The 818-nt window shown below is 72.5% G+C and carries 1 protein-coding gene; it reads right to left on the reverse strand.

All coding sequences use genetic code 11. From position 1 onward, the window contains the following. The coding region (locus tag N826_RS39100) for an ATP-binding protein (protein ID WP_044438045.1) at positions 1-818 on the reverse strand (818 nt) is incomplete at both ends.

Below are 818 nucleotides of genomic sequence, written 5' to 3' on the forward strand. Positions count from 1 at the left end.
GGTTTGGCCAGGTGGCCGTTCATGCCGGCATCCCGGCACGCTTCGATCTGGGCCGGGAAGACGCCGGCGGTCAATGCCAGGATCGGCACGGCGCTGTGTCCCCGGCTCTCCTCATCCCGGCGGATCGCCCGGGTCGCCGCCAGACCGTCCATCACCGGCATCTGGACGTCCATCAGCACAAGGTCGTAGCGCCGGCTCCGCGCCGCCTCGACCGCCTCCTGGCCGTTGCCGGCGACATCGACCCGGTGGCCCGCTCCGGTCAGGATCGCCACCGCCAGCTCCCGGTTCAGCGGCACGTCCTCGACCAGCAGAATATGCGCCGGTGCAGGCCCGGCAGCCGCACCCGCCGGAGCGGCCGCGGGTAACGACCGGGCCGGTGGGTCGACTTGATCGAGCAGCAGCGTCAGGGTGACCGTGGTGCCCAGGCCGAGTTGGCTGGAGAGCACCAGATCGCCTCCCATCAGCCCGGCCAGCTCGCGGCTGATCGCCAGGCCGAGGCCGGCGCCGCCGTAGCGCCGGGCGGTGGCGCCGTCGGCCTGGACGAAGCGCTCGAACAGCGCCGCCTGGGCCTCGGCCGTGATCCCGATGCCGCTGTCGGCGACCTCGAGCACCAGCACCCGGCCACCTTCCCGACACTCCCGGGGACGGGCGGTCACCGTCACCGAGCCGCGCTCGGTGAACTTCACCGCGTTGCCCAGCAGGTTGAGGATGACCTGGCGCAGCCGCAGGCTGTCGCCCATCAGCCAGCAGGGCAGCCGGGGATCAAGGTCGATGCGGAGCTGCAGGGACTTCTGCTCGGCCGCCGGCGCCATCAGGGC

This window comes from Skermanella aerolata KACC 11604, from assembly GCF_000936425.1.
GTDB lineage: Bacteria > Pseudomonadota > Alphaproteobacteria > Azospirillales > Azospirillaceae > Skermanella > Skermanella aerolata.